This window comes from Bacteroides sp. 1_1_30 (assembly GCF_020982715.1).
Lineage (GTDB): Bacteria > Bacteroidota > Bacteroidia > Bacteroidales > Bacteroidaceae > Bacteroides > Bacteroides xylanisolvens.
Window position 1 is genome coordinate 1 of record NZ_JAJKHN010000075.1, and the last position, 24,632, is coordinate 24,632.

Here is a 24,632-nt window from a genome sequence, read left to right on the forward strand (position 1 = left end):
CATTCCGAACAGAGAAGTTAAGCCTCGTCACGCCGATGGTACTGCGTAACAGTGGGAGAGTAGGTAGCCGCCGTTTTTAGAGAAGCCCCTTGATTCAGCAACGAATCAAGGGGCTTTCTGTTGTTTGGTACTTTGCAAAAAAAGTGTTATATTTGCGACCGACAATTATTTTATTAAACGTTTAAAGCAAATTTGAAAGGTATGAAAACTAAATTATTTTTGGCTGCTGTAGCAGTAACATTTTCTTTTGCAATGATGTCTTGTGCTGGTAACAAAACTACTAACGCTGCTTCTGAAGGTGAAGAAACAACCGTAGAAACTGTAGAAGCTGTTGTTGAATCTGATTCTTGCTGCCAGGCTAAAGATTCTTGTGCTACTGCTTGCGACAAAAAAGCTGATTGCGCAGAAAAGAAAGAATGTTGCGATAAGAAGTAATCTATTGATTTAGAACAATAAAGAAGAAGAGGGAGAGAATGCTGAAAAACATTCTGCTCCCTCTTTTCTTTTAGTGAAATATAGACCTGTATTCGTGATACATTTTTGGTAAAAATCGGCTTTAACTTATGAAATGATATTTTTTTCGATAAAAAAGTAACGTATTATTTGGTGGTAAAGAAATAATCCATACCTTTGCACCGTCAAACTATAAAAGAGACAAGAAATGAACCAGATGTTTATACATATTCTACTATGCGGTATTATTATTCTACTATCAAAGGTTAGTGGAAGTGAGTGCTGCGCGTAAATGTGTATAAATGAAAATATACGAAAGCCTTTCTCACTTCCAAGTGTGAAAGGCTTTTTTTAATGCTAATAATTATATAATATACATTGAATATGGACAATAGGTTATTTATTTTTGATACCACTCTTAGAGATGGTGAACAGGTTCCGGGATGCCAGTTGAATACAGTAGAGAAGATTCAGGTAGCAAAGGCATTGGAAGCGTTGGGAGTAGACGTGATTGAAGCCGGATTCCCCATTTCGAGCCCGGGAGATTTTAATTCAGTGATTGAGATTTCAAAAGCGGTGACTTGGCCTACTATCTGTGCTTTGACACGTGCAGTTCAAAAAGATATTGATGTTGCTGTAGATGCACTGAAATTTGCTAAACATAAACGTATTCATACCGGTATCGGTACTTCTGATTCGCACATTAAATATAAATTCAATTCGAATCGTGAGGAGATTATCGAACGTGCGGTAGCTGCCGTGAAATACGCCCGCCGTTTTGTGGACGATGTAGAGTTTTATGCAGAAGACGCAGGCCGTACGGATAATGAATATCTGGCACGTGTGGTGGAAGCCGTTATCAAAGCGGGAGCTACCGTAGTGAATATTCCTGATACAACGGGTTATTGCTTGCCTTCAGAATATGGTGCTAAGATAAAATACCTGATCGACCATGTAGACGGCATCGATAATGCCATACTTTCTACTCACTGTCACAACGACTTGGGTATGGCTACTGCCAATACGATAGCCGGTGTTTTGAACGGCGCACGTCAGGTGGAAGTTACCATCAACGGTATCGGCGAACGTGCAGGAAATACTGCCCTCGAAGAAATCGCCATGATTATCAAGAGTCACCACGAAATAGATATTCAGACCAATATCAATACACAGAAGATTTATCCGACCAGCCGCATGGTATCCAGCCTGATGAATATGCCGGTACAGCCGAATAAAGCGATCGTTGGACGTAATGCTTTCGCACATTCTTCAGGTATCCATCAGGACGGTGTGTTGAAGAATGTACAGACGTATGAGATTATTGATCCGCATGATGTGGGTATTGATGATAACTCTATCGTATTGACAGCCCGTAGCGGACGTGCCGCGTTGAAAAATCGTCTTTCTATTTTGGGAGTTGACTTGGAGCAGGAAAAGCTGGATAAGGTATATGATGAGTTCTTGAAGTTGGCTGATAAGAAGAAAGATATTAATGATGACGATATTTTAGTATTGGCAGGTGCAGACCGTAGCCAGAATCATCGCATCAAACTGGATTATTTGCAGGTGACGAGTGGTGTCGGCGTTCGTTCGGTAGCTAGTTTGGGATTGAACATTGCCGGTGAGAAGTTTGAGGCTTGTGCCAGTGGTAACGGTCCGGTAGATGCAGCTATCAAGGCATTGAAGAAGATTGTAGAACGCCACATGACTTTGAAAGAGTTTACTATTCAGGCTATCAGCAAGGGAAGTGATGATGTAGGTAAAGTACACATGCAGGTAGAATACGATAACCAGATTTATTATGGTTTTGGAGCTAATACAGATATTATTGCCGCTTCCGTAGAAGCTTATATTGACTGTATTAACAAATTCAAATCATAAAAAAGAGACTGACAGTCGTATCGGCATTTAAAATAGTAAATAGTAATTAGTAAAATAGTAAATAAACAGATGAATACATTATTTGATAAGATATGGGATGCCCACGTGGTGACTACTGTGGAAGATGGTCCTACACAGCTTTATATTGATCGCTTATATTGTCATGAAGTGACTAGTCCGCAAGCTTTTGCCGGATTGCGTGAACGTGGAATCGGAGTGTTGCGTCCGGAAAAGGTATTTTGTATGCCCGACCATAATACACCGACACACGATCAGGATAAGGAGATTGAAGATCCGATTTCTAAAACGCAGGTCGACACATTGACTAAGAATGCGAAGGATTTTGGTTTGACACACTACGGTATGATGCATCCGAAGAATGGAATTATCCATGTGGTAGGTCCCGAACGTGGTTTGACTTTGCCGGGAATGACGATTGTCTGCGGTGACTCTCACACTTCTACTCATGGTGCGATGGGAGCAATCGCTTTCGGTATCGGAACAAGTGAAGTGGAAATGGTGTTGGCTTCGCAATGTATTCTTCAATCAAGACCGAAAACAATGCGTATTACGGTAGACGGTGAACTGGGTAAAGGGGTGACTGCAAAAGATGTAGCTCTGTATATGATGTCTAAGATGACTACCAGCGGTGCTACCGGTTACTTCGTAGAATATGCAGGTTCGGCCATCCGCAATCTGACAATGGAGGGACGTCTTACCCTCTGTAACCTTTCTATCGAAATGGGTGCACGTGGTGGTATGGTTGCTCCGGACGAAGTGACTTTTGAATATATCAAGGGACGTGAAAGTGCTCCGCAAGGCGAAGCATGGGACAAGGCTTTGGCATATTGGAAGACATTGAAGAGTGATGACGATGCCGTATTCGACAAGGAAGTTCGTTTCGAAGCTGCTGATATTGAGCCGATGATTACTTACGGAACGAATCCGGGTATGGGTATGGGCATCACACAGCACATTCCTACGATGGAAGGAATGAGCGAAGCTGCACAGGTTTCATTCAAGAAATCAATGGACTACATGGGATTTCAACCGGGAGAATCTTTGTTGGGCAAAAAGATTGATTATGTATTCCTCGGCGCTTGTACAAACGGTCGTATCGAAGATTTCCGTGCATTTGCTTCCATCGTGAAAGGTCGCAAGAAAGCGGAAAATGTAATTGCATGGCTGGTTCCGGGTTCATGGATGGTAGACGCACAGATCCGTAAGGAAGGAATCGACAAGATTTTGACGGAAGCCGGATTTGCTATTCGTCAGCCGGGATGTTCTGCTTGTCTGGCAATGAACGATGATAAGATTCCTGCCGGGAAATATTCGGTATCTACCAGCAACCGTAACTTCGAAGGACGTCAGGGACCTGGTGCACGCACCTTGTTAGCTAGTCCTCTGGTGGCTGCTGCTGCTGCGGTGACAGGTGTGATTACCGATCCGAGAGAACTGATGTAATTTCAATCGTAAATAGTAAATCGTTAAATCGTAAATAAAAAGATGGCTAAGACAAAATTTAATATAATCACAAGTACTTGTGTACCTCTTCCTTTGGAAAACGTAGATACCGACCAGATTATTCCGGCACGTTTCTTGAAAGCAACCACTCGTGAAGAGAAATTCTTCGGTGATAACCTTTTTCGTGACTGGCGTTACAATGCAGACGGTTCTTTGAATAAGGATTTTGTGTTGAACAATCCTACTTACAGCGGACAGATATTGGTGGCAGGTAAGAACTTCGGTTCGGGTTCCAGCCGTGAACACGCAGCCTGGGCAATTGCCGGCTATGGTTTCCGTGTGGTGGTATCCAGTTTTTTTGCCGATATTCATAAGAATAATGAGTTGAACAACTTTGTGCTTCCGGTGGTTGTAACCGAGGAGTTTCTGCAAGAATTGTTTGCTTCGATAGAAGCAGACCCGAAGATGGAAGTGGAAGTGAATCTTCCCGAACAGACCATCACCAACAAGGCGACAGGTAAAAGTGAACATTTTGAAATCAATGCTTACAAGAAACTTTGTTTGATGAACGGATTGGACGATATCGATTTCTTGTTAAGCAATAAAGATAAAATAGAAGAATGGGAAAAGAAGGCGTGAAAATAGAAATCATGGACACAACGCTCCGTGATGGTGAACAAACCAGCGGAGTATCTTTCGTGCCTCATGAGAAACTAATGATCGCCCGTTTGCTGTTAGAAGATTTAAAGGTAGACCGGGTGGAGGTTGCTTCGGCGCGTGTGTCGGACGGTGAGTTTGAAGCCGTGAAGATGATTTGCGACTGGGCGGCCCGTCGCAATCTGCTCCATAAAGTGGAAGTGCTCGGCTTTGTTGACGGGCATACTTCTGTCGATTGGATTCAGCGTACCGGTTGCCGTGTGATTAACCTCCTTTGTAAAGGTTCACTGAAGCATTGTACGCAACAACTGAAAAAGACACCGGAAGAACATCTGGCAGATATCATTAATGTGGTGCATTATGCCGACGAACAGGATATAACCGTCAATGTTTATTTGGAAGATTGGAGTAACGGTATCAAGGATTCTCCTGAATATGTATTCCAGTTGATGGATGGATTGAGAGAGACAAGCGTCAAGCGTTATATGTTGCCTGACACGCTGGGTATCTTGAATCCCTTGCAAGTGATAGAGTATATGCGGAAAATGAAGAAACGTTATCCGAATACTCATCTCGATTTCCATGCGCACAATGACTATGATTTGGCAGTGAGCAACGTTCTTGCAGCTGTATTAAGCGGTGTAAAAGGACTGCATACCACCATCAACGGACTGGGCGAACGAGCAGGAAATGCTCCCCTCGCAAGTGTGCAAGCCATCCTGAAAGATCATTTCAATGCGGCGACCAATATCGACGAGAGCCGTTTGAATGATGTCAGCCGGGTAGTGGAGTCTTATTCGGGTATTATGATACCTGCCAACAAACCGATTGTAGGTGAGAATGTCTTTACGCAAGTGGCAGGTGTGCATGCCGACGGCGATAACAAAAATAATCTTTACTGTAATGATTTGCTTCCCGAGCGCTTTGGTCGTAAACGTGAATATGCGTTGGGCAAGACAAGTGGCAAAGCCAATATCCGCAAAAATCTCGAAGACCTCGGACTGGAGCTGGATGAAGATGCTATGCGCAAGGTGACGGAGCGTATCATCGAACTGGGCGACAAGAAAGAATTGGTGACACAGGAAGATTTGCCGTACATCGTTTCTGATGTGTTGAAGCATGGAGCGATTGGTGAGAAGGTCAAACTGAAGAGCTATTTTGTGAATCTGGCTCATGGATTGAAACCGATGGCTACGTTGAAGATAGAAATCAACGGAAAAGAGTACGAAGAGAGTTCAGGCGGTGATGGCCAGTATGATGCTTTTGTTCGTGCATTGCGTAAGATATATAAGGTGACATTGGGACGCAAATTCCCGATGCTGACCAATTATGCAGTGACAATCCCTCCCGGTGGGCGTACGGATGCATTTGTGCAGACAGTAATCACATGGAGTTATGACGAGCAGGTGTTCCGTACCCGCGGACTTGATGCCGATCAGACGGAAGCTGCCATCAAAGCTACTATGAAGATGTTGAACCTCATCGAAGATGAATACGAGAAGAGCAAGTGAGAGATAACTTGCCCAAAGAATGTTTTTTATAAGAATATATAAATAGAAGAATAAACGATTATGGATTTTAAAATTGCTGTATTAGCAGGCGACGGCATCGGACCGGAGATCTCTGTGCAAGGTGTAGATGTGATGAGTGCCGTTTGCGAGAAGTTTGGCCACAAAGTAAGTTACGAATATGCAATCTGTGGAGCTGATGCGATTGATAAAGTAGGCGATCCGTTTCCGGAAGCAACCTATCAGGTTTGTAAAGATGCGGATGCTGTTTTATTCTCTGCCGTAGGCGATCCGAAATTTGATAACGACCCTACTGCTAAGGTACGTCCGGAACAAGGTTTGTTGGCGATGCGTAAGAAACTGGGACTTTTTGCCAATATCCGTCCGGTGCAGACATTCAAATGCCTGATTCACAAATCTCCGTTGCGTGCGGAACTGGTAGAGAACGCAGATTTTATCTGTATCCGTGAGTTGACCGGAGGTATGTATTTCGGTGAAAAGTATCAGGATAATGACAAAGCGTATGATACCAACTATTATACTCGCCCGGAAATCGAACGTATCTTGAAAGTGGCTTTTGAATATGCGATGAAGCGCAGAAAACACCTGACGGTGGTAGATAAGGCAAACGTGTTGGCTTCTTCCCGTCTGTGGCGTCAGATTGCGCAGGAAATGGCTCCGAACTATCCGGAAGTGACAACAGATTATATGTTTGTGGACAATGCTGCAATGAAGATGATTCAGGAACCTGCTTTCTTCGATGTGATGGTAACGGAAAACACTTTCGGTGATATTCTGACTGACGAAGGTTCTGTAATCAGTGGGTCTATGGGCTTGCTTCCTTCTGCTTCCACAGGCGAGAGTACTCCGGTGTTTGAACCGATTCACGGTTCATGGCCGCAGGCTAAAGGATTGAATATTGCTAATCCGTTGGCACAAATTCTTTCCGTAGCTATGTTGTTTGAGTATTTCGATTGCAAAGAAGAGGGTGCACTGATTCGTAAAGCAGTAGACGCTTCTTTGGATGAGAATGTACGTACACCGGAAATTCAGGTGGCTGACGGTGCTAAATACGGAACGAAAGAAGTAGGACAGTGGATTGTTGATTATATCAAGAAAGCTTGATATTCTACCACAGATTACACCGATTCACACAGATTGCTGATGGAGCTGTATAACAGCCCTTTATAAATAATTTCACCCACGTTATAGCTATCTATAACGTGGGTGATTTTTAATATTCAGATTTTGTTTGATAACTCCACTTACTCTTCATTCTTTTTATGGAATATCTTTTTTATCATTTGAAATCTGTGTGAATCTGTGTAATCTGTGGTGAACCTTACCAACTTTTAATTATGGAATATATAATGATACCGAGCACTGTCAGCAATCCTACATAAATAGTGACTGGCCATTGTTTTATATCTTTTCTCTTCGTACGGGTGGAAGGTTCCAAATAAATGGCTATTTTGTGAGCGATAGTACAGAATAGCCAACCGCCGAATCCTCCGATAATACCTCCTACGAGTAAATCACCGGGATAATGTACACCCAAGTATATACGTGTATAGCAGTTAAGAATTGCCCAAGTTACGATGAAAATACTTAGCCAACGTTTACGGAACAGAAATACTACAAACATGGCAAGACCCAATGAATTGGCCGCATGGCACGATGGGAAACCATAACTTCCTCCACGATACCCGTTTACGATATATACCATATCCACAATAGGGTTGTCCGGATTGGCGGGACGCAGGCGTGCCACTACCGGGCGGATGATACTGCTGCACATTTGGTCGGCAAAGGTTATCGTGAGCGCGATAGCTGCCACATAACATACGACTACCTTCCAGTGGAAATTTCTTAATAATATATATAATATGGTGGCATACATGGGAACCCAGATTATTTTACCCGTGAAGGAACTCATGAAATAATCCCAGAAAGGGGAGTGTATACCATTGAAAGATAAGAAGATATTTGTATCTATCTCCGAAAGGAATTGCACGATTTCGCTATGTATCATCCGGCTTTATTGATCTATTTTTAACGTCGCAAATATACAATAAAGAATAGTAAATGTCCTATATTACCTTATAAATATTCCATATTTCTTAATAATTAGCGTTTGGCAAGATCATCGTAGAGCTTCTGTAAGAACGCTTTTCCTTTTTCCAGGTTAGCTCCTTTGGCGGTGCCTTCGTCCAGTTGCACGGTGTTGGCGTCCAGATTATACACCAATTGGTTGTCGGCAGTAATCATTCCGAAATAATCCGGCCGGGTAAAGTATGCGAAATGAGGAGAACCCGGATTTAGGATATTCTTGCTGAAAGTAAATTCATCGTGCGGCAATCCTAATTGAGCGAGCAAAGTGGCGGCAATGTCAATTTGCGAAGCATAAGTATCTACTACGAGAGGTTGTTTTATTGCACCTCCGATTAAAATCAGCGGAATGGTTTGTCCGTCCAGCGGATTTTCTATCGGGTATGGGTATGCACCCTGATGATCGGGAACGAGTACAAACAGTGTGTTTTTCCATAACGGTGTTTCCTGATACTGTTTCACGAAATCTCCCACACAACTGTCGGCATACGCAAAGGAGTTGAGGACTTTATCATCCAGCCTGTGGAACGGAACTTCGAATGGTTCGTGGCTGCTTGATGTCTGAACCAGTTTCAGGAATGGCTCTTCTTGTTTTTCTTCTTTCAGGTCTTTCATCAGGCGCTGGAACAAAACGTGATCTTGTGCTCCCCATTTTCCGGTACGTTCGGACAGAGGGAAATCTTTATCGGAAATAATCTTCTCGATACCGGAAGATACCAGGTAAGAGCGCATATTGGTGAAATCGGCATCTCCTCCATAGTAATATTCGAGGCTGTATCCTGCATTTTTCAAGCTACGGGGGATGGAAGGAAGTTTGTCCGTCTTTTCGGGATATTTCATGATGCTGGTGCTCGGCTGTCCGGGATATCCGCTGATGATAGATGCCAGTCCGCGGTCTGTGCGGAAACTACTGCCGTAGAAGTTGCTGAATAATACACCTTCTTTTGCGAATTTATCCATGTTGACAGCCACATTGGGTTGTCCTCCGAAAGTTTCCATCAAGTGTGTGGAGAAACTCTCAAGGATAATGAAAATAATGTTCGGGCGTTGTGTATTCAATAATTGGGGGATGCTGTCGGTTACTGCGACGGGTTTGTCTACCATCTCTGCAAATAATTCGTCGGCTATTTTCGGGTCCATGAAGCGATACTGCTTATCGAAATTATTCTGATGGGTGGCAGAATACATGAAGCTGAATGCCGGATTAATGGCTGCATGATTCATGCGTTGGTCCTGACTGAAATACACTTTGCTTAAATTCATGGTGGATACGCTGAATCCGCCCCGGATAGGGATGAAGAGTGCCGCTGTCAGCAAAAGCAGTGCAAGCGAGACATTCTGGCGTCGATAAGGTATTTTCAGAGGCTTTTTCTCCCGGATAAGGACGCAATAGAAAATACAGTATAGAATTGCTGCATAGATCAATATAGCCAGAATTCCAAGTAGAACAAACCAAAAACTGACACTTGCCATGGCATCTTTGGGAGAAGAGAAGAAATAGAAAATAGGAGTGGCGTCCAGACGGAATCCCCAAAAGCCATACAATCCCAAGTCGATGATAAAAAGACAGGCCATGACAAAGGCTATTACTCCGAAATATCCTTGCCGGATGCGGCGGAGTATGGATGAATTTGTCCAGGCGGAAGCAATGAGCAGGATGCCGGGGATAGCGGTCAGGTAGCCCGCAAGAGATAAATCCAGCGGTAATCCGTGCCACATGACGCGGAAATAGTCACCCAAAGATGCATTAGTATATAAGTCATGGTAGTAAACCATGAAGATTGGTTTCTGAAGAACGAATAAAAGAATAAATAAAAAATAGGTCGTGAGAAATTGTATAATTCTCTTTTTCATATATGTAAACTTAAAAAGATTGAACGGATACAAAGTTACTATACTTTTCCTTATCTTTCTCATGATGTGATGTAAAACATACCTTTTTTTCCATATCTTTGTCGTGTCTGTGACAAAAATGAAGTAATAAGATGGCAAAGATTGCAAAGAAACTAACAGATTTAGTGGGGAATACCCCTTTGATGGAACTTTCCGGTTATAGTGGAAAGTATGGTCTGGAACAAAATATTATTGCCAAACTGGAGGCTTTTAATCCGGCGGGAAGTGTAAAAGACAGAGTCGCTCTTTCGATGATTGAAGATGCGGAAGCTCGTGGAGCATTGAAACCCGGTGCAACGATTATTGAGCCGACAAGCGGAAATACAGGTGTAGGGTTGGCAATGGTGGCTACTATTAAAGGGTATCACCTGATATTGACCATGCCCGAAACGATGAGTCTGGAACGGCGGAATCTGTTGAAAGCGCTGGGTGCGCAGATTGTATTGACAGATGGGCTGGGAGGGATGGCAGCTTCCATTGCCAAAGCGCAGGAGTTGCGTGATAGTATTCCCGGTTCGGTGATTTTGCAACAATTTGAGAATCCGGCCAATGCTGCTGTTCATGAACGGACAACGGGTGAAGAAATTTGGAGGGATACAGACGGTGAAGTGGCCGTTTTTGTAGCCGGAGTTGGTACCGGGGGAACAGTCTGCGGGGTAGCCCGTGCTTTGAAGAAACATAATCCGAATATTTATATTGTTGCTGTGGAACCTGCATCGTCTCCAGTGTTGGCAGGCGGAGAGGCGGCTTCGCATCGTATTCAAGGTATTGGAGCGAATTTTATCCCGAAGCTTTATGATGCTTCGGTGGTGGATGAAGTAATAGGCGTGCCAGATGATGAAGCGATTCGTGCAGGACGTGAGTTAGCGGCAACAGAAGGTCTGTTGGCGGGTATTTCTTCGGGAGCAGCTGTGTATGCCGCCCGTCAACTGTTACAACGTCCGGAATTTAAGAACAAAAAAATAGTAGCGTTGTTACCTGATACGGGAGAGCGTTATTTGTCGACCGAATTGTTTGCTTTTGACGCATATCCATTGGATTAATTCATTCACTATAAAAAGACCTGAACCATGGTAAGAATAATTATAGTTTTGCTTTTTTGTTTTCCGGCTGTTACCTTTGCGCAAACCTATCAGCAATTGTCCGAGAGAGCCATTGAGTGTATCGAAAAAGACAGTCTTCCCCAGGCAGAGGAACTTTTGCTTCAGGCTTTGAAGTTGGAACCGAAAAACGCAAAGAATGCACTGCTCTTTTCTAACTTGGGATTGGTTCAGCGCCGTTTGGGCGAGTTTGATAAAGCATTGGAATCTTATTCTTTTGCACTGAACTTTGCTCCTTTGGCAGTCCCTATTTTGCTCGACCGTGCCGCCATTTATATGGAAATGGGAAAAACAGACCGTGCTTATACGGATTATTGCCAGGTGTTGGACGAGGATAAGCAGAACAAAGAAGCTTTGTTGATGCGTGCTTATATTTATGTGCTCCGCCGCGATTATCCGGCTGCGAGAATAGATTATAATCGTTTATTGGAACTCGATCCGCAGAGCTATAGCGGACGGCTGGGACTGGCTACTTTGGAGCAGAAAGAAGGAAAATTCCGGGAAGCTCTTGAGATATTGAATAAGATGCTTGCGGCCACTCCTGAAGATGCGACGCTCTATATTGCCCGTGCCGATGTGGAACGTGAGATGAAACATGAAGATTTGGCATTGGTCGATTTGGAGGAAGCCATCCGGTTGGATGCTGCCTCGGCTGATGCTTATCTGTTGCGTGGAAATATCTACCTGGCACAGAAGAAGAAAGGGCTCGCAAAAGCTGACTTTGAAAAAGCTATTTCATTGGGAGTGCCTCCGGCTGATTTGCACGAGCAATTGCGGCAATGCAAGTGAAGTTATCAATAAGCCAACTATATCTTTCCGGTTTACATAAGTGAGCGCCTTTTGCTATGGACATTAGTTCGTTCCACAGTTGTTTCCCTTTAGTTCTACCTATGTGGAACTAAAGGGAAACAACTGTGGAACGGAAAGATAACCCTAGTGGAACGAATAATCATTAGTCAGGTGACTCGTTAATATATACTATTCAAGAATTTCTTTTATTCTACGAACTGTCTAATCAGATTTACGAAATCCTTTCCATATTTCTTTTTCTTGTGTTCGCCGATACCACTGATTTCTCCAAACTCTTCGATGGTGGTGGGACGTGAGATGCAAAGCAGATGCAACACTTTGTCTGACAAGACGATATAGGCGGGCAAAGCTTCCTGATCGGCAAGTTGTTTTCTTAATCCTCGCAATGCTTCGAACAAATCTTGGCTTTCGCCGCCTGCCGCGCCGAAGGGGAGTTCTTTGGCGATAACCACTTTTTTCTTTTTTCCTTTTCGGGTAACTGCTTCCTCATGCTGGATAACTACCAATGCCGCTTGTGTCCTTCCGAAGAGAACATCACTTCCGCTTGACGTTATTTTGAGATGATTATTCTCATTATAAGCTATTTCAAAGTAGCCGAGTTGCAGCATTTGAAGCAGATAGTCTTGCCAGTCACGAGGAGGAATGTCGCGTCCGGCACCGAACGTTTTAAGTTCCTGATACCCTTTTCCGGTTACTTCCGCAGAATAGTTTCCACGAAGAATATCAATCAACACTCCTGTGCTGATTTGTTGTTCTGTGCGTGCGATGGCACTTAATGCTTTTTGCACGATGACTGTACCGTCGAATCGTTGAGGGGGATTTTTACAAACATCGCAGTTACCGCAATCCTCTGTTGTTGTTTCTCCGAAGTAGCTTAATAAGATTCTTCGTCGGCAAATATCGGCCTCTGCGTATTGCTGCATACGTTGGAGCTTTTCCAGATTGATATTTTGCTGATTACTTTCCGAAGCGAATTTAGTTAGTAATATTAAGTCGCCTAATGAATAAAACAGGACAGTATTGCTGGGAAGCCCGTCACGTCCGGCACGTCCTATTTCCTGATAAAAGCTTTCTATACTTTTAGGCAGGTTATAATGTATCACCCAGCGGACATTTGATTTATCAATCCCCATTCCAAAAGCAATGGTGGCACATACCACCTGTATGCGGTCGTTAATAAAATCATTCTGTGTTTCGTCCCGGTGTTGAGTGGATAACCCCGCGTGATAAACCCCGCAACGGATACCCTGCTTTTGTAACATCTGTGCGACGGTTTCCGTCTTACTTCGGCTCATGCAGTAAATAATCCCGCTTTCTCCCCCGTGGCGGTGGATGAATTCTAAGATAGCCTTGTTCTTTTCCTTCGCTTGAAATCCACGTTTCACAGTCAGGCTGATGTTGGGACGGTCGAACGAGGAAATGAAGGTACGCGGATGGTTAAGATGCAATTGCCGTACGATGTCTTCGCGCGTGATTTTATCCGCGGTGGCGGTTAGTGCGACAATCGGTATTTGCGGAAATTGTTGGTGGAGCACTCCCATTTGTGTGTATTCCGGACGGAAATCATGTCCCCATTGCGAAATACAATGAGCTTCATCAATAGCAAACAGAGAGATGTTCATATCCCGCAACAAATAGTCCTTTTCAGCTAAAAGTTTTTCCGGTGAAATGTAAAGCAGCTTCAGGCGGCCTTCAATGCATGCGCGGCGCAGATTAGCGTTTTCTGTTTCGTCATTACTGCTGTTCAGCGCTCCGGCAGCGATGCCGTTTGCCAGCAATGCTTCTACCTGATCTTTCATCAATGAGATGAGGGGAGAAACGACAACGGCAGTACCTTCGCAAAGCAGTGCGGGAAGTTGGTAACAGATCGATTTCCCCCCACCAGTGGGCATTAATACCAATGCATCCTGTTTGTTCAGGATGTGGCGGATGATTTCTTCTTGCAGAGGACGGAAACTATCGTACCCGAAATATGTCTTTAAAGTCTCTCTCATTGATGCTGATTTATCCATGCTGCAAAGGTACATTTTTCTTTGGCAATTTTCATCATGTGTAGATTTCAGTTTCTGATATGAATTATAAATAAGTTAAAGTTTCTTATTATTCAAGGCTATTCCTTCTTTTTCAAGGTTTTTGATTGTTTATTTAGAAAAAAAAATGCACAAAATAATTGTGTGTTTAAAAAAAAAGTAAGACATTTGTAACATGTTATGTTGCAAATGAGCAATTATTAACAAATGAACAAACCCTAACCAGTTAATTCAATGAGTGATTTAGAGAACAAAAAAACGGAAGAAACTCCGAAAAAACGTCCCTACAATTTGAGGGAAAAGAAAGAAAAGAAGGCTGCATACAGGTCTTTGATTAGACCGGAATTGGCAGACGAGTTGTATGACAAGATCCTGAATATCATCGTTGTACAGAAGAAGTACAAGGATCCTGACTATTCAGCTAAGGACTTGGCGAAAGAATTGAAGACGAATACTCGTTACCTTTCTGCAGTAGTAAACTCACGCTTTGGCATGAACTATTCTTGCCTGTTGAATGAATACAGAGTAAAAGATGCTTTGCATTTATTGACTGACAAACGTTATGCCGACAAAAATGTGGAAGAAATTAGTGCCATGGTTGGCTTTGCAAATCGTCAATCTTTTTACGCTGCATTTTACAAAAACGTAGGTGAGACTCCTAATGGATATCGCAAAAAACATCTCGAAAATAAGAAATAATTGCGCGTTCCGAAATTAGTCAAAAGGAATTACCTCTAAATGAAAGATTTTGGAGATAATTCCTTTTCTCATTTTAATTAATCAATGCTAGCATTATGAAAAAACATCTGATTTTAATGACAGTGGCCGCTACGCTTTTAACATCGTGCGGAGGAAGTAAAACAACAACTGCTGAAGCAGACAAATTTGATTATACAGTGGAACAATTTGCTGATTTACAGATATTGCGTTATAAAGTTCCCGGATTTGAGGAACTGACGCTGAAACAGAAGGAACTGATTTATTACCTGACAGAGGCTGCTTTGGAGGGAAGGGATATTCTGTTTGACCAGAATGGAAAATATAATTTGAGAATCCGTCGGATGCTCGAAGCAGTATATACAAACTATCAGGGAGATAAAACAACACCTGATTTTAAAAATATGGAGGTGTATCTGAAAAGGGTATGGTTCTCCAATGGTATTCATCATCACTATGGTACGGAGAAATTCGTGCCCAACTTCTCGCAGGAGTTCTTGAAACAGGCTGTACTCGGTATAGATGCCCAGTTGCTGCCGTTGGCGGAAGAACAGACTGCCGAACAACTTTGTGCCGAACTGTTTCCGGTGATTTTCGATCCGACTGTTATGCCGAAACGGGTAAACCAGGCAGATGGCGAAGATCTTGTGTTGACTTCTGCTTGTAACTATTATGACGGAGTGACGCAGAAAGAGGCAGAGAGTTTTTATAGCGCCCTGAAGGACCCGAAAGACGAAACACCGGTTTCTTACGGGCTGAACAGTCGGCTGGTCAAAGAAAACGGAAAGTTGGAGGAGAAAGTTTGGAAAGTAGGTGGACTCTATACACAGGCAATAGAGAAGATTGTTTATTGGCTGAAAAAGGCGGAAGGTGTAGCGGAGAATGAGGCACAAAAGGCCGTCATCACCAAACTGATTCAATTCTATGAAACAGGCAATCTGAAAGATTTCGATGAATATGCCATTCTTTGGGTGAAAGACCTTGATTCACGAATCGACTTTGTGAATGGATTTACTGAAAGTTACGGTGACCCATTGGGTATGAAAGCGAGCTGGGAGTCTTTGGTGAATTTCAAAGATTTGGAATCAACGCACCGCACAGAGATAATCAGTAGCAATGCGCAGTGGTTTGAAGATCATTCTCCCGTAGATAAATCTTTCAAGAAAGAAAAGGTAAAAGGGGTATCGGCTAAAGTGATTACTGCCGCTATCCTTGCAGGTGATCTTTACCCGGCAACGGCTATCGGTATCAATCTGCCGAATGCAAACTGGATTCGTGCTCACCACGGCTCTAAATCGGTGACAATCGGAAATATAACAGATGCTTATAATAAAGCCGCTCACGGAAACGGATTCAACGAAGAATTTGTTTATAGCGATGCGGAAATACAACTGATCGATGCGTATTCTGATTTAACGGATGAGCTGCATACGGACTTGCACGAATGTTTGGGACACGGTTCCGGTAAGTTACTTCCGGGTGTAGATCCTGATGCTTTGAAAGCATACGGCTCTACCATCGAAGAGGCGCGTGCCGATTTGTTCGGATTGTATTATGTGGCTGACCCCAAGCTGGTGGAACTGGGACTTCTCTCTTCTCCCGATGCTTATAAAGCTCAATATTATACTTATCTGATGAACGGTTTGATGACGCAGTTGGTACGTATCGAACCGGGAAATACTGTGGAAGAAGCTCACATGCGCAACCGCCAGTTGATAGCCCGCTGGGTATTTGAGAAGGGGGCTGCCGATAAAGTGGTGGAATTGGTGAAGAAAGACGGAAAGACTTATGTGGTTATCAATGACTATCAGAAAGTGCGCGAGCTTTTCGGCGAATTGTTGGCTGAAATCCAGCGGATCAAATCGACAGGTGACTTTGAAGGTGCCCGTTCATTGGTAGAAAACTATGCCGTAAAAGTAGATCCGGCTTTACATGCAGAAGTTCTGGAACGTTATAAGAAGTTGAATCTGGCTCCTTATAAAGGTTTTGTGAATCCGAAATACGAACTGGTGACAGATGAAAACGGAAACGTTACGGATGTCACGGTTTCTTATGATGAAGGTTATGTAGAACAAATGTTGCGTTACAGCACTGATTATTCTCCGCTGCCTTCCATAAACAACTGATCTGAAATGGATATTAAAGAACAATTGAAAGATATCAAGACACAGCTCCGTCTCTCTATGAACGGGGCTGTGTCCCAAAGTATGCGTGAGAAAGGGCTGGTTTATAAACTCAATTTCGGAGTGGAACTGCCTCGTATCAAGATGATTGCCGAAGGTTACGAAAAGAATCATGACCTGGCGCAGGCTTTATGGAAAGAGGAAATTCGCGAGTGTAAGATTCTGGCGGGAATGCTTCAGCCGATCGAAACGTTTTATCCCGAGATAGCCGATATTTGGGTGGAAAACATCCGGAATATCGAAATAGCAGAACTGACTTGTATGAATCTCTTCCAGCATTTACCGTATGCTCCGGCCAAATCTTTTCACTGGATTGCCGACGAACAGGAGTACGTGCAGACTTGTGGTTTCCTGACTGCCGCCCGTCTTCTGATGAAGAAAGGGGATATGACCGAACGTGCCTCCGGCGAATTGCTCGACCAGGCGATTTGTGCGGTACATTCCGACAGCTATCATATTCGTAACGCAGCTTTGCTGGTTATCCGCAAATATATGCAGCATAGCGAGGAACATGCTTTTCAAGTATGCCGCTTGGTGGAAGGTATGGCTGATTCTACCTTGGAAGGAGAGCAAATGCTCTACAATATGGTGAAAGAGGAGCTTGCTGTAGACTAATCTTATTTTCATGGAGTAAGTCCTTTTATTAAATAACGGTTTAATTTTTTAGACGCGGATAACACGGATGACGCGTCTAAAAAATAAACCGTCTTGTTATTCGTTTATTATATAAGCCAATCTACAAAACGAATGATAGCCTCCATTTAATTTATAAAAAAACTGTCTAACTCTGTGATGAACTAAAAAAACTTCTCTTTATCATTTGCTTTCCGCAAAAAAGGCTTAACTTTGTTCGCGCTAATTTTGGCTGATGATGGAAACTCAAAACGTGAAAGATACAGTAAGGCAGATATTCACGGAATATCTCACGGCGAACGGGCATCGAAAGACTCCTGAACGCTACGCCATACTCGATACTATTTATTCTATCGACGGTCATTTCGATATTGACATGCTTTATTCACGGATGATGGACCAGGAGAATTTCCGGGTGAGCCGGGCGACTCTCTACAACACCATTATTCTTCTTATCAATGCACGGCTGGTCATTAAGCATCAGTTCGGTACTTCCTCCCAATACGAAAAATCATATAATCGCGAGACACATCATCATCAGATATGTACTCAATGTGGTAAAGTGACCGAGTTTCAGAACGAGGAACTGCAGCAAGCCATTGAAAATACGAAATTGAGCCGCTTCCAGCTTTCACATTACTCCTTATATATATATGGAGTATGTAGTAAGTGCGACAGAGCTAACAAACGGAAAAAAGTAAATAACAACAATAAGAAAGAAAAATGAAAGTAGATGTTCTATTAGGATTACAATGGGGCGACGAAGGTAAAGGAAAAGTAGTCGACGTTTTAACACCTAAGTATGATGTGGTTGCTCGTTTTCAGGGCGGCCCGAATGCCGGTCACACGCTTGAGTTTGAAGGACAGAAATATGTGCTTCGCTCTATTCCTTCCGGTATTTTTCAAGGAAACAAGGTAAACATCATCGGTAACGGTGTGGTACTTGATCCGGCATTGTTTAAAGCAGAGGCAGAAGCACTTGAAGCATCGGGTCATCCGCTGAAAGAACGTTTGCATATTTCAAAGAAAGCTCATCTTATTCTTCCGACACACCGTATTCTGGATGCTGCATACGAAGCAGCCAAAGGCGATGCTAAAGTAGGAACTACCGGTAAGGGTATCGGCCCTACTTACACGGATAAAGTGAGCCGTAACGGTGTTCGTGTAGGTGATATTCTTCATAATTTCGATCAGAAGTATGCTGCCGCAAAAGCTCGTCACGAACAAATTCTGAAGAGCTTGAATTATGAATACGATCTTACTGAACTGGAAAAAGCATGGTTGGAAGGTATCGAATACTTGAAACAATTCCATTTCGTAGATAGCGAACATGAAGTGAATAACCTGTTGAAGGATGGTAAGAGCGTGCTTTGTGAAGGAGCACAGGGTACTATGCTTGATATTGATTTCGGTTCATATCCGTTTGTGACTTCTTCCAATACCGTATGTGCGGGAGCCTGCACCGGACTTGGAGTGGCACCTAACCGTATCGGTGAAGTATATGGTATCTTCAAGGCATACTGTACTCGTGTAGGAGCAGGTCCGTTCCCATCAGAACTGTTTGACGAAACAGGCGACAAGATGTGTACGTTGGGACATGAATTCGGTTCTGTAACCGGTCGTAAACGTCGTTGCGGATGGATTGACCTGGTAGCGTTGAAGTATTCCGTTATGATAAACGGAGTTACCAAATTGATTATGATGAAGAGCGATGTACTCGATACTTTCGAAACAATCAAAGCGTGCGTTGCTTACAAAGTGAACGGTGAAGAGATCGACTACTTCCCGTATGACATCACAGAAGGCGTAGAACCTGTATATGCAGAGCTTCCGGGCTGGCAGACAGATATGACCAAGATGCAGAGCGAAGATGAATTCCCGGAAGAATTCAATGCTTACCTGACTTTCCTGGAAGAACAGCTTGGTGTAGAAATCAAGATTGTATCTGTAGGACCGGACAGAGCACAGACCATCGAACGTTATACTGAAGAATAACAATTGATTTATTATATGGAGGAAAGGCGGAGATTGAAGAAAAACTCCGCCTTTCTTGTTCAATCCTTTGTATAGTCTATCCTAAACACACAAAAATAATGTATGCCTTATGAAAACACGTTTTATAGCTTTCCTTTTGTTGTTCGTAATGAACTTGGGAGTATTTGCGCAATCTTCCTATCAGCCTACCGAAGAGAATTTGAAAGCACGGCAGGAATTTCAGGACAATAAGTTTGGTATTTTTCTTCATTGGGGGCTATACGCTATGCTCGCTACCGGTGAGTGGACTATGACAAACAATAATCTGAATTATAAAGAGTATGCCAAACTGGCAGGCGGATTTTATCCTTCCAAGTTTAATGCCGATAAATGGGTGGAGGCTATTAAAGCTTCGGGAGCCAAATATATCTGTTTTACTACCCGTCATCATGAAGGTTTTTCTATGTTTGACACTAAGTATTCGGATTATAACGTAGTCAAAGCTACTCCTTTTAAAAGAGATATTGTGAAAGAGCTGGCAGCAGCCTGTGCCAAGCAGGGCATCAAGCTCCATTTTTATTATTCACATCTTGACTGGGCGCGCGAAGACTATCCCTGGGGGCGTACAGGGCAGGGCACGGGTCGCTCGAACTCGAAAGGAGATTGGAAAAGTTATTATCAATTCATGAATAACCAGTTGACAGAATTGCTGACGAATTACGGTCCGATAGGGGCTATTTGGTTTGACGGATGGTGGGATCAGCCCAAAACTTTTAACTGGGAATTACCGGAACAGTATGCTCTGATTCACAAACTCCAACCGGGGTGTCTGGTGGGTAATAATCATCATCAGACGCCTTTTGATGGAGAAGATATTCAGATTTTCGAACGCGATCTGCCGGGTGAGAATGTTTCGGGACTTTCCGGACAGGAGGTGAGTCGTCTGCCGTTGGAAACTTGTGAAACAATGAATGGTATGTGGGGATATAAGATTACCGATCAGAATTATAAATCAACAAAGACATTGATTCACTATCTGGTGAAGGCAGCCGGTAAGAATGCCAATCTTTTGATGAATATCGGCCCTCAACCCGATGGGGAACTTCCTGCGGTAGCTGTACAACGCTTGGCAGAGATGGGAGAGTGGATGAAACAATATGGTGAAACGATTTATGGAACACGAAGCGGTGCAGTTGCTCCACATGATTGGGGAGTGACAACACAAAAAGGAAATAAACTCTATGTGCATATTCTCGACCTGAAAGATGCGGCTTTGTTCCTGCCGTTGTCAGATAAGAAGGTCAAGAAGGCAGTCTTGTTTAAAGACCAGTCTCCGGTTCGTTTCACAAAGACGAAAGCCGGTGTTTTGCTCGAATTCGCCGAGGTTCCGAAAGATATTGACTATGTGGTAGAACTGACAATTGACTAATTTTTAGCTAATTCTTCATAAAAGCAAGGGGAAACTATTCTGACATTGAACGTTTCCCCTTATTTTTGGCAAACAATTTGTTTATAAAGATATAGAGTAATAATTAAAATTGAAAAGTATATGATGTCTTATTGGGTATTATTTATAGGAATCGCTGTTGTAAGTTGGTTGGTACAGATGAATTTGCAAAACAAATTCAAGAAGTACTCTAAGATTCCTACAGGAAATGGAATGACAGGACGCGACGTTGCTTTAAAAATGTTGCATGACAATGGAATTTATGACGTACAGGTTACACATACGCCGGGACGGTTGACCGACCACTACAATCCTACTAACAAAACGGTGAATTTGAGTGAAGGGGTGTATGAAAGTAACAGTATAATGGCAGCTGCCGTAGCAGCCCATGAATGTGGACACGCTGTACAACATGCACGCATGTATGCTCCGTTGAAAATGCGTAGTGCGCTGGTTCCGGTGGTAAACTTTGCCTCTTCCATTATGACGTGGGTATTGTTGGGTGGTATCTTGTTGATAAACTCTTTCCCGCAGTTATTGCTGGCAGGTATTATCCTGTTTGCTATGACTACATTGTTCAGCTTTATCACGCTGCCGGTGGAAATCAATGCAAGTAAACGTGCGTTGGTCTGGTTGAGTTCATCCGGCATTACTAATTCGTACAATCATGCACAGGCTGAAGATGCTCTTCGTTCTGCTGCTTATACGTATGTAGTTGCTGCATTAGGCTCACTGGCTACATTGGTATACTACATCATGATCTTCATGGGTAGAAGAGACTAAGAAATGAAAAAGGGAGAAAAGTACGTTTATTAACTTCTCTCCATAGAATATAAAAAGATTCTCCGCAGTCTTTCCGAAGACTATGGAGGATTTTTTGTATTGTTTAGGGTCTTACTTGAGTGTTTCTTTACGATATTGATAGGGGATGGACACAATACGGGTGATTTTTTCAAATATATGTAAGTATTGCTCGGAAATTTGCAGTAAATTTGCGCAATTAAAATTATAAACAGTAATATTATGGCAGCAAAACCAAGTATTCCTAAAGGAACTCGTGACTTTTCGCCGGTAGAAATGGCGAAGCGTAATTATATATTCAATACGATTCGTGACGTATATCATTTGTATGGATTCCAGCAGATAGAGACTCCTTCGATGGAGATGCTTTCTACATTGATGGGAAAGTACGGCGATGAGGGAGATAAACTACTCTTTAAGATTCAGAACTCTGGAGATTACTTCTCCGGGATTACTGACGAAGAATTGTTAAGCCGTAATGCTGCCAAACTGGCAAGCAAATTCTGTGAGAAAGGTTTGCGTTACGACTTGACAGTGCCTTTTGCCCGTTATGTAGTGATGCATCGTGATGAGATCACTTTCCCGTTCAAACGCTATCAGATTCAACCGGTATGGCGTGCCGACCGCCCGCAGAAAGGACGTTATCGCGAATTTTATCAATGTGATGCCGATGTTGTAGGAAGCGATTCGTTATTGAACGAAGTGGAATTGATGCAGATTGTCGATACCGTTTTTAGTCGTTTCAATATTCGTGTATGTATTAAGATTAACAACCGCAAGATTCTTTCCGGTATTGCTGAAATTATAGGCGAATCGGATAAGATTGTAGATATTACCGTGGCAATTGACAAACTGGATAAAATTGGTCTGGATAATGTAAATGCCGAACTGAAAGAGAAGGGAATCAGTGATGAGGCTATTGCCAAGTTGCAACCGATCATTCTTCTTAGTGGTACGAATGCAGAGAAATTGGCAACACTGAAGAATGTGTTATCAGCCAGTGAAGTAGGGCTGAAGGGAGTGGAAGAGAGTGAATTTATTCTGAATACATTGGAAACAATGGGCTTGAAGAATGAAATAGAGCTTGATCTTACTTTAGCTCGTGGACTGAACTATTATACAGGAGCTATCTTTGAAGTGAAAGCACTGGATGTACAGATTGGCAGTATCACTGGTGGTGGCCGTTATGATAATCTGACCGGAGTATTCGGTATGGCAGGAGTGTCCGGAGTGGGTATCTCTTTTGGTGCAGACCGTATCTTTGATGTCCTGAACCAGCTCGAACTTTACCCGAAAGAAGCTGTAAACGGAACAGAACTTCTGTTTATCAACTTCGGTGAAAAGGAAGCTGCATACTCAATGGGAATTCTGGCTAAGGTACGTGCTGCCAATATTCGTGCCGAGATCTTCCCGGATGCAGCCAAGATGAAGAAACAAATGAGTTATGCCAATGCGAAGAATATTCCGTTTGTAGCTATTGTCGGTGAGAATGAAATGAACGAAGGCAAAGTGATGTTGAAGAATATGGAGACTGGAGAACAGAACCTTGTTTCAGCAGACGAACTGATTGCTATTGTGAAGAAATAAGCGGAGATATTAGAACTAAGTATGTCATCATAATTAGTTAATATAAAGAGTTCGTCTTAACATAAAAATGAAGTGCCCCCCAAAAGTTAGATAAAGGACTTTTTGGGGGGCGCTTCAAAATAAAAAAGAGAAGATTTCTTTTTAGTATTTTATTTGATCTAGTATTCCATTGAGGAAAGCAATTGCTACTCCATAGTTCGTCATAGGAATGTGCTGCTCCCGCGCACGTTCGATGCGACTAAGTACGTATTTACGGTTAAACATACATGCTCCGCAATGGATAACTAAAGAGTAAGGAGTCAGATCTTGTGGAAGGTCGGTTCCTGCTACCATATCAATTTGCAGATTCTCTCCAATCCGTTTCCGTAACAAACGAGGAAGTTTCACTCTTCCTATATCTTCTGAAAGGGGAGCGTGCGTACAAGCTTCCGCTATCAGTACACGTGACGATTCCGTCAGTCTTTCAATGACAGCTGCACTTTCTACATAATAGTGAATATCACCTTTATATCCTGCGAAAAGCACCGAGAAAGAAGTCAGCTCACTTTCCGCCGGTTTCTGTTCATAAATCGCTTTGAAAACTTGTGAATCGGTGATGATTAACTTCGGAGGACGGGCAAGGGCTTGTAGGGTTGCAGAAAACTTATCAGTGGTGCAAGTCATTACGAGGCATTTTTTATCCAGCAATTCACGGATAGTCTGCACTTGCGGTAAGATCAGTCTACCTTTGGGAGCTTGGATATCCTGTGGCATTACTAAAAGTACAAGGTCATTTTCTGTAACAAGTTTCCCGGTAATATTTTGTTGACCGAAGTCCGAAGGTAATTTTTCAAGAATAGCTTGCCGGATCAGTTCGATTCCTATCTTTTCTTTGGCACTGATAAGCAAGGGGTGTATTTTACATTGTTCCTCGATATATGTAGCTAAATGATCGCTATTCTCTCGTATATCTATTTTATTCAATACCGGAATGACAGGGATATTCTTCTCTTTCAATAGTGCCAGTATCTCTTTTTCATGAAAAAAGGTAGTGTCTTCACATAATAACAATGCAATATCCGTTTTCTCAATAGCCTTTAAAGTCCGGCTGATACGCAGTTCTCCAAGCTCTCCTTCGTCATCGAATCCCGGAGTATCTATAAAAAGACAAGGACCAATACCTTGAATCTCCATTGCTTTAGACACAAGGTCGGTAGTCGTTCCGGGAGTATTTGAAACGAGCGCGATGTCCTGTCCTGTCAACGCATTGATAAGAGAAGACTTACCACTGTTCCGTCTACCGAAAAGGGTGATATGAAGTCTGTTAGCATTTGGAGTATCTGTTAAGCTCATAATTGATAATTTTTCAACTTGTTAATTCGTGCGTAGCTAATTGGCAGATTGAT

20 protein-coding genes are annotated in these 24,632 nt (G+C 42.8%); 16 read left to right on the forward strand and 4 right to left on the reverse strand.

Translation table 11 applies throughout. From position 1 onward, the window contains the following. Positions 1-201 precede the first annotated feature (201 nt). The 6 genes from LPH68_RS19590 (at position 202) to leuB (ending at position 7,088) form a co-directional block, all read left to right on the forward strand. Complete coding sequence (locus LPH68_RS19590; RefSeq protein ID WP_004311794.1) at positions 202-435, forward strand: hypothetical protein; 234 nt, start codon at positions 202-204, stop codon at positions 433-435. 402 nt (positions 436-837) lie between these two features. Continuing rightward, a complete protein-coding gene (locus LPH68_RS19595) occupies positions 838-2,334 on the forward strand; it encodes a 2-isopropylmalate synthase (protein ID WP_004315472.1) in 1,497 nt (498 codons plus the stop codon). A gap of 69 nt (positions 2,335-2,403) precedes the next feature. Beyond that, a complete protein-coding gene (gene leuC / locus LPH68_RS19600; protein WP_004311792.1) occupies positions 2,404-3,798 on the forward strand; it encodes a 3-isopropylmalate dehydratase large subunit in 1,395 nt (464 codons plus the stop codon). A gap of 42 nt (positions 3,799-3,840) precedes the next feature. Further along, complete coding sequence (gene leuD / locus LPH68_RS19605; protein WP_120067379.1) at positions 3,841-4,437, forward strand: 3-isopropylmalate dehydratase small subunit; 597 nt, start codon at positions 3,841-3,843, stop codon at positions 4,435-4,437. Then, the gene (locus LPH68_RS19610) at positions 4,419-5,966 is read left to right on the forward strand and encodes an alpha-isopropylmalate synthase regulatory domain-containing protein (protein ID WP_192923127.1); all 1,548 of its coding nucleotides are present in this window, start codon (positions 4,419-4,421) and stop codon (positions 5,964-5,966) included. Before leuD ends, LPH68_RS19610 begins: the two co-directional genes overlap by 19 nt. Positions 5,967-6,026: 60 nt before the next feature. Then, positions 6,027-7,088: a 3-isopropylmalate dehydrogenase gene (gene leuB / locus LPH68_RS19615; RefSeq protein ID WP_004311790.1), complete on the forward strand. Its 1,062-nt coding sequence runs from the start codon at positions 6,027-6,029 to the stop codon at positions 7,086-7,088. Between the two features lie 217 nt (positions 7,089-7,305). On the opposite strand, the gene LPH68_RS19620 is transcribed toward leuB, so the two are convergent. Together LPH68_RS19620 and LPH68_RS19625 are read right to left on the reverse strand one after the other, a co-directional pair. Further along, positions 7,306-7,995, reverse strand: coding sequence for a phosphatase PAP2 family protein (locus tag LPH68_RS19620; RefSeq protein ID WP_004311789.1), 690 nt, complete (start codon positions 7,993-7,995; stop codon positions 7,306-7,308). Positions 7,996-8,090: 95 nt separating this feature from the next. Further along, the gene (locus LPH68_RS19625; protein WP_230297094.1) at positions 8,091-9,926 is read right to left on the reverse strand and encodes an LTA synthase family protein; all 1,836 of its coding nucleotides are present in this window, start codon (positions 9,924-9,926) and stop codon (positions 8,091-8,093) included. A 131-nt stretch (positions 9,927-10,057) separates the two neighbouring features. On the opposite strand from LPH68_RS19625, the gene cysK reads away from it, so the two are divergent. Then, positions 10,058-11,008, forward strand: coding sequence for a cysteine synthase A (cysK, locus tag LPH68_RS19630; protein ID WP_117683549.1), 951 nt, complete (start codon positions 10,058-10,060; stop codon positions 11,006-11,008). A 27-nt stretch (positions 11,009-11,035) separates the two neighbouring features. Beyond that, on the forward strand, positions 11,036-11,854 hold the full coding sequence (locus LPH68_RS19635; protein ID WP_009039275.1) for a lipopolysaccharide assembly protein LapB: 819 nt from the start codon (positions 11,036-11,038) through the stop codon (positions 11,852-11,854). 206 nt (positions 11,855-12,060) lie between these two features. On the opposite strand, the gene recQ is transcribed toward LPH68_RS19635, so the two are convergent. Then, the gene (recQ, locus tag LPH68_RS19640; RefSeq protein ID WP_117810332.1) at positions 12,061-13,869 is read right to left on the reverse strand and encodes a DNA helicase RecQ; all 1,809 of its coding nucleotides are present in this window, start codon (positions 13,867-13,869) and stop codon (positions 12,061-12,063) included. A gap of 270 nt (positions 13,870-14,139) precedes the next feature. On the opposite strand from recQ, the gene LPH68_RS19645 reads away from it, so the two are divergent. The 8 genes from LPH68_RS19645 to hisS all read left to right on the forward strand — a co-directional run bounded on the left by LPH68_RS19645 (position 14,140) and on the right by hisS (position 23,247). Beyond that, positions 14,140-14,604 (forward strand): AraC family transcriptional regulator, encoded by a 465-nt coding sequence (locus tag LPH68_RS19645; protein ID WP_004301101.1) that lies wholly within the window; start codon positions 14,140-14,142, stop codon positions 14,602-14,604. Positions 14,605-14,699: 95 nt separating this feature from the next. Beyond that, positions 14,700-16,748: a dihydrofolate reductase gene (locus LPH68_RS19650; RefSeq protein WP_165861879.1), complete on the forward strand. Its 2,049-nt coding sequence runs from the start codon at positions 14,700-14,702 to the stop codon at positions 16,746-16,748. A 6-nt stretch (positions 16,749-16,754) separates the two neighbouring features. Beyond that, on the forward strand, positions 16,755-17,420 hold the full coding sequence (locus LPH68_RS19655; protein ID WP_004314019.1) for a DNA alkylation repair protein: 666 nt from the start codon (positions 16,755-16,757) through the stop codon (positions 17,418-17,420). Between the two features lie 256 nt (positions 17,421-17,676). Beyond that, on the forward strand, positions 17,677-18,165 hold the full coding sequence (locus LPH68_RS19660) for a Fur family transcriptional regulator (protein WP_008025868.1): 489 nt from the start codon (positions 17,677-17,679) through the stop codon (positions 18,163-18,165). Next, entirely contained in the window at positions 18,162-19,433 is a 1,272-nt protein-coding gene (locus LPH68_RS19665; protein WP_004301093.1) for an adenylosuccinate synthase, read from the forward strand. The genes LPH68_RS19660 and LPH68_RS19665 overlap by 4 nt, the downstream gene beginning before the upstream one ends. 109 nt (positions 19,434-19,542) lie before the next feature. Further along, positions 19,543-20,841: an alpha-L-fucosidase gene (locus LPH68_RS19670; RefSeq protein ID WP_151923803.1), complete on the forward strand. Its 1,299-nt coding sequence runs from the start codon at positions 19,543-19,545 to the stop codon at positions 20,839-20,841. 120 nt (positions 20,842-20,961) lie between these two features. Continuing rightward, entirely contained in the window at positions 20,962-21,642 is a 681-nt protein-coding gene (locus LPH68_RS19675; protein WP_004301089.1) for a zinc metallopeptidase, read from the forward strand. 240 nt (positions 21,643-21,882) lie between these two features. Continuing rightward, positions 21,883-23,247, forward strand: coding sequence for a histidine--tRNA ligase (gene hisS, locus LPH68_RS19680; protein ID WP_004314016.1), 1,365 nt, complete (start codon positions 21,883-21,885; stop codon positions 23,245-23,247). A gap of 141 nt (positions 23,248-23,388) precedes the next feature. On the opposite strand, the gene hydF is transcribed toward hisS, so the two are convergent. Then, complete coding sequence (gene hydF / locus LPH68_RS19685) at positions 23,389-24,579, reverse strand: [FeFe] hydrogenase H-cluster maturation GTPase HydF (RefSeq protein WP_117810338.1); 1,191 nt, start codon at positions 24,577-24,579, stop codon at positions 23,389-23,391. Positions 24,580-24,632 lie beyond the last annotated feature (53 nt).

Excerpts from the sequence above, each read along its gene's own strand:
- LPH68_RS19655 (WP_004314019.1), top strand. The coding sequence starts at position 16,755 with ATGGATATTAAAGAACAATTGAAAGATATCAAGACACAGCTCCGTCTC.
- LPH68_RS19660 (WP_008025868.1), top strand. The coding sequence starts at position 17,677 with ATGGAAACTCAAAACGTGAAAGATACAGTAAGGCAGATATTCACGGAA.
- LPH68_RS19595 (WP_004315472.1), top strand. The coding sequence starts at position 838 with ATGGACAATAGGTTATTTATTTTTGATACCACTCTTAGAGATGGTGAA.
- recQ (WP_117810332.1), bottom strand. The coding sequence starts at position 13,869 with ATGAGAGAGACTTTAAAGACATATTTCGGGTACGATAGTTTCCGTCCT.
- LPH68_RS19650 (WP_165861879.1), top strand. The coding sequence starts at position 14,700 with ATGAAAAAACATCTGATTTTAATGACAGTGGCCGCTACGCTTTTAACA.
- LPH68_RS19620 (WP_004311789.1), bottom strand. The coding sequence starts at position 7,995 with ATGATACATAGCGAAATCGTGCAATTCCTTTCGGAGATAGATACAAAT.
- LPH68_RS19670 (WP_151923803.1), top strand. The coding sequence starts at position 19,543 with ATGAAAACACGTTTTATAGCTTTCCTTTTGTTGTTCGTAATGAACTTG.
- LPH68_RS19590 (WP_004311794.1), top strand. The coding sequence starts at position 202 with ATGAAAACTAAATTATTTTTGGCTGCTGTAGCAGTAACATTTTCTTTT.
- LPH68_RS19635 (WP_009039275.1), top strand. The coding sequence starts at position 11,036 with ATGGTAAGAATAATTATAGTTTTGCTTTTTTGTTTTCCGGCTGTTACC.
- LPH68_RS19625 (WP_230297094.1), bottom strand. The coding sequence starts at position 9,926 with ATGAAAAAGAGAATTATACAATTTCTCACGACCTATTTTTTATTTATT.
- LPH68_RS19675 (WP_004301089.1), top strand. The coding sequence starts at position 20,962 with ATGATGTCTTATTGGGTATTATTTATAGGAATCGCTGTTGTAAGTTGG.
- leuB (WP_004311790.1), top strand. The coding sequence starts at position 6,027 with ATGGATTTTAAAATTGCTGTATTAGCAGGCGACGGCATCGGACCGGAG.
- hydF (WP_117810338.1), bottom strand. The coding sequence starts at position 24,579 with ATGAGCTTAACAGATACTCCAAATGCTAACAGACTTCATATCACCCTT.
- LPH68_RS19665 (WP_004301093.1), top strand. The coding sequence starts at position 18,162 with ATGAAAGTAGATGTTCTATTAGGATTACAATGGGGCGACGAAGGTAAA.
- leuC (WP_004311792.1), top strand. The coding sequence starts at position 2,404 with ATGAATACATTATTTGATAAGATATGGGATGCCCACGTGGTGACTACT.
- leuD (WP_120067379.1), top strand. The coding sequence starts at position 3,841 with ATGGCTAAGACAAAATTTAATATAATCACAAGTACTTGTGTACCTCTT.
- LPH68_RS19610 (WP_192923127.1), top strand. The coding sequence starts at position 4,419 with ATGGGAAAAGAAGGCGTGAAAATAGAAATCATGGACACAACGCTCCGT.
- LPH68_RS19645 (WP_004301101.1), top strand. The coding sequence starts at position 14,140 with ATGAGTGATTTAGAGAACAAAAAAACGGAAGAAACTCCGAAAAAACGT.
- hisS (WP_004314016.1), top strand. The coding sequence starts at position 21,883 with ATGGCAGCAAAACCAAGTATTCCTAAAGGAACTCGTGACTTTTCGCCG.
- cysK (WP_117683549.1), top strand. The coding sequence starts at position 10,058 with ATGGCAAAGATTGCAAAGAAACTAACAGATTTAGTGGGGAATACCCCT.